The sequence below is a fragment of the Pseudomonas sp. FW300-N1A1 genome, from assembly GCF_058789115.1.
In genome coordinates this window covers 72960-81709 of the sequence record NZ_JBYTBK010000005.1, presented here as the reverse complement: position 1 = coordinate 81709, position 8750 = coordinate 72960, and the positions used below count along the sequence as shown (strand labels likewise).

Sequence of the window (8750 nt, the reverse complement as noted above, 5' to 3'; positions counted from 1 at the left end):
GGTGACGGGCCTTGGGGCTGCCGGGCAGCCCAGCGCGAGCAAGCTCGCTCGCCACGGGGCATGTGTACGACGCCTCTGCTCTTGATTGAACGCTGTCTTCGTGGCGAGGGAGCTTGCTCCCGCTGGGGCGTGAAACGCCCCCAACAAGACGGTTGCGGTCTTTCAGGTAAACCCCGGTGACGGGCCTTGGGGCTGCCGGGCAGCCCAGCGCGAGCAAGCTCGCTCGCCACGGGGCATGTGTACGACGCCTCTGTTCTTGACTGAACGTTGTCTTCGTGGCGAGGGCGCTTGCTCCCGCTGGGGCGTGAAACGCCCCCAACAAGATGGTTGCGGTCTTTCAGGTAAACCCCGGTGACGGGCCCTGGGGCTGCCGGGCAGCCCAGCGCGAGCAAGCTCGCTCGCCACGGGAACAGCGTTCACGCGTTACTGAGACCGGCACTTGGTGGGAACGGTCCGGGCAGTGCTCCGCCCGCCCGCAGTGGACGTCTATGATGATGAGGCTTGCCTGACGGGAATCAGGAGTGAGAACGCAGGGCCGAACCCAGCTCGACCTTGCTCTTGACCCCCAGTTGCAGGTAGCAGTTGCGCAGGTAGGTGCGCACGGTCGCGGGGCTCAACGCAAGGATCTTGGCGATTTCCTTGTAGGAGTGGCCGGCGGCGAACAGCATGGCGGCGGTCCGCTCACGGGGCGCCAGCACCACCCCGCGGGCCTGTGCCTCAAGGGACAGGATCACGTGGTCGGCATTCGGGCTCAGTGTCAGGGCACTGCGCCCCAGGCGCATCACACAAGGCACTTTCTGCAGTTGCGCGATCACTTCCGCCGGCAGCACCGAACCATTCCAGCCCGGTACCTCGCGCTGAATCGCCGCACACAACTGCGCGCCCACGTACAGCAGGCTGCCGTCCATGCGCGCCACGCCGAAGTCCGTCGCACCATCGCCCGTGTCGGAACGGATCATGTCCTGCACCTGGAATCGCCACAACTGCAGCAAGTGATCGCAAAACGCCGCGAACAAGCCGGCCTCGCGCTCGTTGAACCCGGTGTCATCCAGGCCACGGTACAGGCAAACGAAGAAATTCAGCCCGCTTTCGGGCAACTCGAACGTGATGCACATCAGGTAGAAGAGGTCGTATCGCCGGGCGAACTCATTGACCTCCTCATCGGGGTCGTTGAAGCCGCTGTCACACACCACCTGTCCCGGCAGGTTCAAGGTGGTCCGGGCAAAACCGTCCGCACCTGCGACCTTGCTCCACTCGCCGACAAACGACTCGGGCAGATTGATTCGCCCGTGCATCCAGCTTTGCGGGGAAACGCTGGCCTCAGCCCCGGACATCTCGCCCCACCAGGCCGATGCAAAAGGCACCAGTTGGCCAAACGCCTGCAGACCCTCGGCAATGAAATGAGACCCGCCACGCTCGCGTGCCAGGCTCGACAACTGAAGAACGCAACGATTGAACGCCTTGAGCGTTGCCATCGACATCTGTGTGCCGCCTACCTCACCCGCCACCATCGTTCCAACCCCGATTACTGCGTGACTTATCCTCCGGACGATGCCACAGGCAGTGCAATAGCGTCCAGCGCGGTCGGGACTGGATCGTGACCCAGGCCTGTCCCACCGGATCCAGGCAGCGTGTCCGGCAAGGCTATCCAGCCGGCACGACCACGCGGCGCTCCCCAATCCTTGTCGGGAGCGCTGCGTTCACAAGGTTGACCGGGTCATTGATCGTCGATTTTTTTCGACGACTGCGTGCGGTCTTCGGCGCTTTCTTCAGCGTTTGGCGGTTCAGAGATGCCGCCGGGGGTGAACACATGGGTCAGCAGTTCCTTGGCATCGACCTCTGCGACGCCAGGCACTGAGCGGGCGATCGCCACGGCCTGTTCACATTGCTTGTGGGTATTGACCCGACCGCTCAATGCCACGATACCCGCGTGGGTTTTGACATTGATGTGCAAGGCCAGGTTCGTGTCTGCAAAGGCCAGGGCTGATTTCACCCGGGTCGTTATCCACGCGTCGTGCACGGCCGCTCCCACGTCGTGGGAGTAATGCTGGAAAGAATGATTTTTCATGGCAGGTGCCTCTATCGTGTCATCAAGCGGACGGCTCATCCCACCGGCTGTGCCACCCGCTGCCGTTCAGGCGGGCACAAGGGATTCCCGATGCGTTGTGGCGCCACAGCCACACCGACACTGACTAATTATAGTGCGGCCTGCCCGCAATCGGTGGCCTCCAGCAAGACCGTGACCGGGCAGGTGTATTCACCATCAGGCCTGCCGCTCATCACCTTCCCTTATCGGCAATGACATCCCCTCATGCCCGGCGCATGGTGACCCCCTCAACCGGAGGGAATCGCCATGCTCGATACACTGAAACGGATCAACTCGACCTCGGCCTTCAACCGCTGGGGCGGCTTCGAAGTCACCCATGCCGCCAGCGGCGAGGTGGAACTGTCGATGGCCTTTCGCGAGTCCGACATGGCGCAATATGCCGGGTTCCTGCATGCGGGGCTGATCGGCGCGCTACTGGATACCGCCTGCGGATTTGCGGCGGGAACGGTGGCCGGCAATGTATTAGCCTCGCACTTTTCCGTGAACTGCCTGGCACCGGCCGTTGGTGAAGTGTTCATTGCCCGGGCAACCGTGATCAAGGCTGGTAAAAAGCAGGTGTTCGCCCGCGCCGAGTTGTTCGCCCAGAACGGCGATCAACTGAAACTGGTGGCCACCGGCGATGCGATTCTGGTGCCGACCGAGGATCGCTGAAGGACTAGGCTTGCATGGACAAACTCAAGATTGACGGGAGGTTTCCATGCAACTCGAAGGCTCCTGCCACTGCGGCGCGGTGTCGTTCAGTGTGACCAGCGCCCACCCCTACCCCTATCAACGGTGTTATTGCTCGATCTGCCGCAAGACCCAGGGCGCCGGCGGTTATGCGATCAACCTCGGGGGCGATGCCGCCAGCCTGAAAGTACGCGGGCGCAAGCACATCACGATTTACCATGCGCGGCTCAAGGAAGACGGCGACCAACGCGCCCGTCGCAGCACCGCCGAGCGGCATTTCTGCGCGCTGTGCGGCTCGGGATTATGGCTGTTCAGCCCTGAGTGGCCGGAATTGATCCATCCGTTTGCATCGGCCATCGACACCCCGCTGCCGATACCGCCGCAGCATACCCACTTGATGCTCGGGTCCAGGGCCCCCTGGGTGGAAGTCGAGGCGCATCCTGGCGACCGACAGTTCGACGTCTATCCAGAGGAGTCCATCGCCCAATGGCATCAGCGCCTGGGCCTGAGCCGAGCATGAGCACTACCCCGTGGCGAGCGAGCTTGCTCGCGCTGGGGTGCGAAGCGCCCCTAACAAGACTATTGCAGTCCTTCAGGTATAACCCAGTGCCCAGGTTTTTGGGGCCGCTTCGCTGCCCAGCGCGAGCAAGCTCGCTCGCCACGGGTCATGTGAGATGCCCCAAGGTGTTTGAGGCGGCCCGTCAGAGCGTTGGCACACCGCTATGGAAGCGAAACTCGACGTCCGGGGACTCGATCAGTTCCTGCTCGGCGGCGCGTACCCTGTCGATCACCTGCGCGATGTCCTTGGCGTCGCCGTACTGGTAGGCCAGTTTCAGGTAGCCCTGGAAATGCCGGGCCTCGCTTTTCAGCAGGCCGAAGTAGAACTTGCCCAGTTCTTCGTCCAGGTGCGGCACCAGCGCTTCAAAGCGCTCGCAGCTGCGGGCCTCGATAAAGGCTCCGACCACCAGGGTGTCCACCAGCTTTACCGGCTCATGACTGCGTACCACCTTGCGCAGGCCCGAGGCGTAGCGCCCTGCAGACAGCTGGCGCAGTTCGATCTTGCGCTTTTTCATCAGGCGCATGACTTGCTCGTGGTGCACCAGTTCTTCCCGGGCCAGGCGCGACATCAGGTTGATCAGGTCGACATGGGAGTGATACTTGGCGATCAGGCTCAAGGCGGTGCTGGCCGCCTTGAACTCGCAATTCTTGTGGTCGATCAGCAGGGTTTCCTGATCAGCCAGTGCTGCCTGAACCCAGCCGTCCGGCGTGCGGCAACCCAGGAACTGGTGAATTTCAGGAAGGATCATTGGCTCGCTTCCGACAGTTCAACAGGCGCATTGGGCAGGACGGCGACGATTTCAGGGGTCAGTAACATGGGACTCACGGGCAATAGGTTCACAGCGAAGGGCGCGATTATACCGGCCTGCCGGCAGACCACCAGTCGCTACACTTGATATGCATCAAGACCCCAGGCCGCGACCAGCAACTATAGTTGAGCAACGAGGCCATTTTCATTCAGCGGAGAGTCTGACCATGCAAGCCATTCGCAGTATCCTGGTGGTGATCGAGCCACTGCCCGACGAAAGCCTGGCCCTCAAGCGCGCCAAACTGATCGCCGGGGTGACCCAGGCCCATCTGCATCTGCTGATTTGCGATAAAAAGCAGGAGCACTCGGCGCTGTTGACCGTGCTCAAGGCCAGCCTGCTCGACGAAGGCTACAGCGTCACCACCGAGCAGGCCTGGCACGACAGCCTGCACCAGACCATCATCGACGTACAGCAAGCCGAAGGCTGCGGGCTGGTGGTCAAGCAGCACTTTGCCGACAACCCGCTGAAAAAATTCCTGCTGACCCCCGACGACTGGAAGCTGCTGCGCCAGTGCCCCAGCCCGGTGTTGCTGGTGAAAACCGCGAAACCCTGGACCGGCGGCACCATTCTGGCGGCCATCGACGTCGGCAACAGCGACCCCGAACACCGGGTGTTGCACGCCAGCATCGTCGACCATGGTTTCGACATCGCCCATCTGGCCAAGGCCCAGTTGCACGTGATCACCGCCCACCCGTCGCCCATGCTGTCGGCCGCCGACCCGGTGTTCCAGCTCAAGGAGACCATCGAGGCGCGCTACCGCGAACAGTGCAAGGCGTTCCAGGCCGAGTTCGACATCGACAACGACCACCTGCACATCGAAGAAGGCCCGGCTGACGTCTTGATCCCCCACGCCGCCCATAAACTGCAGGCCTCGGTCACGGTGATCGGCACCGTGGCGCGCAGCGGATTCTCCGGGGCCCTGATCGGCAATACCGCGGAAGTGGTGCTCGATGCCCTGGAAAGCGACGTGCTGGTGCTCAAGCCGCAGGAAATCATGGATCACCTGGAGGAATTGGTGAGCGCCGGCAAGTAAGGCGCCTGCAAGACCGTTATCGCCGGATCGTCCCCCGCAGCCTGCTCGCGATGACGATCCGGCGATGTCATGGGCGGCTCAACCGCCGAAATTGTCCTTGAGAAACCCCGGCGCTATGTAGCGCTGGTAGTGCGCCTCGGACAGCAGGAAGAATTCCCGATCAATGGCATCACGCAACTCCGGCAGGTTCCACTCGCGAAACTCCGGCAGCAACACCATCCCGTAGGCTTCCAGGTTATTGATCACCCGCGCGCCCCGGGCAATCAGCTGATAGGCCCAGCAATATTCCGATTGGTGGGGCACGAAGCGGATTTTTCGTGATTCCAGCTGCTGGCGCAGGCGCCAGGGGTCGAAAACTTCCAGTTTTGCGGCCATGACCTGCACCAGCAACTGCTCGAGACGCAGCCACACGGCACGTTTTTCTTCCTCGTTGTAACCGTTCCAGTGAATCACTTCATGGTGGAAACGCTTGCAGCCACGGCACACCAAGTCCCCGTAAACAGTGGAGCAGAGGCCGATGCAGGGGGTCTTGATAGTCTGATTGGGCATAGGTAGGCAAAACGCGAAAAAGCAGAACAGGCCGGCATGTTAGCCCTTTGTCTAGCATTGATCACCCCTCACTAACTTACCTTTAATTTTTTTTTGCCGTAGAATCAGCCAGCCTTTTTAGGCGCCAATGTCCGTTAGAAGCTGTTTTCAAAGCGTCACGAGCACAGTCGTTCCTTCAGAGCGGTGTTGGCGAAAGGTTTTTCAGCGGTGAAAAACCTGACGCCAACCCTCATCAGCTCCCCGTTCTGCAGGCGTAAAACTTTGAAAGCAGCTTCTGTAAGGAATTGTCGGTAATTCTGGCTAAGTGGCCCACAACGCCATGCAGCGCATGAGTACGGCAATTTCGGGATGAGCGTCCCGGACACCCAATTGGGACCACTGATGAGGGTAATAACTGTGCTTGAAGCCTACCGCAAACATATCGAAGAGCGCGCAGCACTGGGTATCGTTCCCCAGCCGCTAAACGCCGAACAAACTGCAGGCCTGGTCGAGCTGCTGAAAAATCCCCCGGCTGGCGAAGAAGCCGTTCTGCTGGACCTGATCACCAATCGCATTCCACCTGGCGTGGACGAAGCAGCCTATGTCAAGGCAGGCTTCCTGTCCGCATTGGCCAAAGGCGAAGCCACTTCCCCCCTGATCGACAAAAAGCGCGCGGTTGAACTGCTTGGCACCATGCAAGGCGGCTACAACATCGTGACCCTGGTTGACCTGCTCGACGACGCCGAACTGGCCCCGGTCGCAGCCGCCCAACTCAAGCACACCCTGCTGATGTTCGATGCGTTCCACGACGTCGCGGAAAAAGCCAAGAACGGCAACGTTCACGCCAAGGGCGTCATGCAATCCTGGGCTGACGGCGAGTGGTTCAAGAACCGCCCGACCCTGGCCGACAAGATCAGCCTGCGCGTGTTCAAGGTCACCGGCGAAACCAACACCGACGACCTGTCCCCTGCTCCTGATGCCTGGTCCCGTCCAGACATCCCGCTGCACGCCCTGGCCATGCTGAAAATGGCCCGTGAAGGCATCGAGCCTGACCAGCAAGGCGTCACCGGCCCGATGAAGCAGATCGAAGAAATGCGCAACGCCGGCTTCCCGATCGCCTACGTCGGTGACGTGGTCGGTACCGGTTCGTCGCGTAAATCGGCCACCAACTCGGTGCTGTGGTTCTTCGGCGACGACGTTCCCTACGTGCCGAACAAGCGCGCAGGCGGCTTCTGCTTCGGCAGCAAGATCGCTCCGATCTTCTACAACACCATGGAAGATGCTGGCGCACTGCCAATCGAATTCGACGTCACCAACATGCACATGGGCGACGTGATCGACCTGTACCCGCATGCTGGCAAAGTCTGCAAGCACGGCACCGACGAAGTCCTGACCACCTTCGAAATGAAGACCCCGGTCCTGTTGGACGAAGTACGCGCTGGCGGCCGTATTCCGCTGATCATCGGCCGTGGCCTGACCGAGAAGGCACGTGCCGAACTGGGCCTGCCACCGTCGGACCTGTTCAAAAAGCCGGAAGCACCTGCCGAAAGCACCAAGGGCTTCACCCTGGCGCAGAAGATGGTCGGCAAGGCATGCGGCGTGACTGGCGTTCGTCCAGGCACCTACTGCGAACCGAAGATGACCACCGTGGGTTCCCAGGACACCACCGGTCCAATGACCCGTGACGAACTGAAAGACCTGGCGTGCCTGGGCTTCTCGACCGACCTGGTGATGCAGTCCTTCTGCCACACCGCGGCTTACCCTAAGCCGATCGACGTGACCACCCACCACACCCTGCCTGACTTCATCATGACCCGTGGCGGCGTATCCCTGCGTCCGGGCGACGGCATCATCCACAGCTGGCTGAACCGCATGCTGCTGCCGGATACCGTCGGCACCGGTGGTGACTCCCACACCCGTTTCCCGATGGGCATTTCGTTCCCGGCCGGTTCCGGCCTGGTAGCGTTCGCCGCGGCCACTGGCGTCATGCCACTGGACATGCCGGAATCGATCCTGGTGCGCTTCAAAGGCGAAATGCAACCGGGCGTCACCCTGCGTGACCTGGTTCACGCCATTCCTTACTACGCGATCCAGGCTGGCCTGCTGACCGTAGAGAAGAAAGGCAAGAAGAACGCCTTCTCCGGCCGCATCCTGGAAATCGAAGGTCTGGACAACCTGAGCATCGAACAGGCTTTCGAGCTGTCCGACGCCTCGGCCGAACGTTCGGCTGCCGGTTGCACCATCAAGCTGTCGAAAGAGTCGATCACCGAGTACCTGAGCTCCAACATCACCCTGCTGCGCTGGATGATCAGCGAAGGCTACGGCGACGCTCGTACCCTGGAACGTCGTGCTCAAGCGATGGAAGCCTGGATTGCCAACCCTGAGCTGATGGTTGCCGATGCTGACGCCGAATACGCTGAAATCATCGAAATCGACCTGAACGAAATCAAGGAGCCAGTACTCTGCGCGCCGAACGATCCGGACGACGCCCGTCTACTGTCCAGCGTTGCTGGCGAGAAGATCGACGAAGTGTTCATCGGTTCGTGCATGACCAACATCGGTCACTTCCGCGCTGCCGGTAAGCTGCTGGAACAGGTCAAGGGTCAGCTGCCAACCCGTCTGTGGCTGTCGCCGCCGACCAAGATGGACGCTCACCAACTGACCGAAGAAGGCTACTACGGCATCTACGGCAAGGCTGGCGCGCGCATGGAAATGCCGGGCTGCTCGCTGTGCATGGGTAACCAGGCACGTGTAGAGCCGAACTCGACAGTCGTGTCGACGTCGACCCGTAACTTCCCGAACCGTCTGGGCGACGGCGCGAACGTCTACCTGGCTTCGGCCGAGCTGGCGTCCGTGGCTTCGATCCTGGGTCGCCTGCCGACCGTCGAGGAGTACATGGAATACGCTGGAAAGATCGACAGCATGGCAGCCGATGTCTACCGCTACCTGTCCTTCGACCAGATTGCCGAGTTCCGTGAAGCTGCTGCGAACGCCAACATCCCGGTCGTTCAAGCCTAAGCTGACAACGCAATAGAAAACGCCGCCC

8 protein-coding genes are annotated in these 8750 nt (G+C 61.2%); 4 read left to right on the top strand and 4 right to left on the bottom strand.

The genetic code is table 11. The features are described 5' to 3' along the window. Nucleotides 1-515: 515 nt before the first annotated feature. Nucleotides 516-1511, bottom strand: coding sequence for a helix-turn-helix transcriptional regulator (locus tag AC3WQN_RS06120; RefSeq protein ID WP_095082386.1), 996 nt, complete (start codon nucleotides 1509-1511; stop codon nucleotides 516-518). Between the two features lie 206 nt (nucleotides 1512-1717). After that, nucleotides 1718-2068, bottom strand: coding sequence for a BON domain-containing protein (locus tag AC3WQN_RS06115; protein ID WP_103400131.1), 351 nt, complete (start codon nucleotides 2066-2068; stop codon nucleotides 1718-1720). 285 nt (nucleotides 2069-2353) lie between these two features. On the opposite strand from AC3WQN_RS06115, the gene AC3WQN_RS06110 reads away from it, so the two are divergent. Next, complete coding sequence (locus AC3WQN_RS06110; RefSeq protein ID WP_103400132.1) at nucleotides 2354-2758, top strand: PaaI family thioesterase; 405 nt, start codon at nucleotides 2354-2356, stop codon at nucleotides 2756-2758. A 46-nt stretch (nucleotides 2759-2804) separates the two neighbouring features. Next, nucleotides 2805-3296 (top strand): GFA family protein, encoded by a 492-nt coding sequence (locus tag AC3WQN_RS06105; protein WP_103400133.1) that lies wholly within the window; start codon nucleotides 2805-2807, stop codon nucleotides 3294-3296. 181 nt (nucleotides 3297-3477) lie between these two features. Here AC3WQN_RS06105 and AC3WQN_RS06100 read toward each other — a convergent pair whose 3' ends face one another. Then, nucleotides 3478-4083: a MiaE family protein gene (locus AC3WQN_RS06100; RefSeq protein ID WP_103400134.1), complete on the bottom strand. Its 606-nt coding sequence runs from the start codon at nucleotides 4081-4083 to the stop codon at nucleotides 3478-3480. A 226-nt stretch (nucleotides 4084-4309) separates the two neighbouring features. On the opposite strand from AC3WQN_RS06100, the gene AC3WQN_RS06095 reads away from it, so the two are divergent. Beyond that, on the top strand, nucleotides 4310-5176 hold the full coding sequence (locus tag AC3WQN_RS06095) for a universal stress protein (protein WP_095148332.1): 867 nt from the start codon (nucleotides 4310-4312) through the stop codon (nucleotides 5174-5176). Nucleotides 5177-5254: 78 nt separating this feature from the next. Here the strand turns inward: AC3WQN_RS06095 and AC3WQN_RS06090 are convergent, their stop codons facing one another. Continuing rightward, entirely contained in the window at nucleotides 5255-5725 is a 471-nt protein-coding gene (locus AC3WQN_RS06090) for a DUF1289 domain-containing protein (RefSeq protein ID WP_103400135.1), read from the bottom strand. 396 nt (nucleotides 5726-6121) lie between these two features. On the opposite strand from AC3WQN_RS06090, the gene acnB reads away from it, so the two are divergent. Continuing rightward, nucleotides 6122-8722 (top strand): bifunctional aconitate hydratase 2/2-methylisocitrate dehydratase, encoded by a 2601-nt coding sequence (acnB, locus tag AC3WQN_RS06085; RefSeq protein WP_103400136.1) that lies wholly within the window; start codon nucleotides 6122-6124, stop codon nucleotides 8720-8722. Nucleotides 8723-8750: the final 28 nt, after the last annotated feature.

Excerpts from the sequence above, each read along its gene's own strand:
- AC3WQN_RS06120 (WP_095082386.1), bottom strand. The coding sequence starts at position 1,511 with ATGGTGGCGGGTGAGGTAGGCGGCACACAGATGTCGATGGCAACGCTC.
- AC3WQN_RS06115 (WP_103400131.1), bottom strand. The coding sequence starts at position 2,068 with ATGAAAAATCATTCTTTCCAGCATTACTCCCACGACGTGGGAGCGGCC.
- AC3WQN_RS06110 (WP_103400132.1), top strand. The coding sequence starts at position 2,354 with ATGCTCGATACACTGAAACGGATCAACTCGACCTCGGCCTTCAACCGC.
- AC3WQN_RS06105 (WP_103400133.1), top strand. The coding sequence starts at position 2,805 with ATGCAACTCGAAGGCTCCTGCCACTGCGGCGCGGTGTCGTTCAGTGTG.
- AC3WQN_RS06100 (WP_103400134.1), bottom strand. The coding sequence starts at position 4,083 with ATGATCCTTCCTGAAATTCACCAGTTCCTGGGTTGCCGCACGCCGGAC.
- AC3WQN_RS06095 (WP_095148332.1), top strand. The coding sequence starts at position 4,310 with ATGCAAGCCATTCGCAGTATCCTGGTGGTGATCGAGCCACTGCCCGAC.
- AC3WQN_RS06090 (WP_103400135.1), bottom strand. The coding sequence starts at position 5,725 with ATGCCCAATCAGACTATCAAGACCCCCTGCATCGGCCTCTGCTCCACT.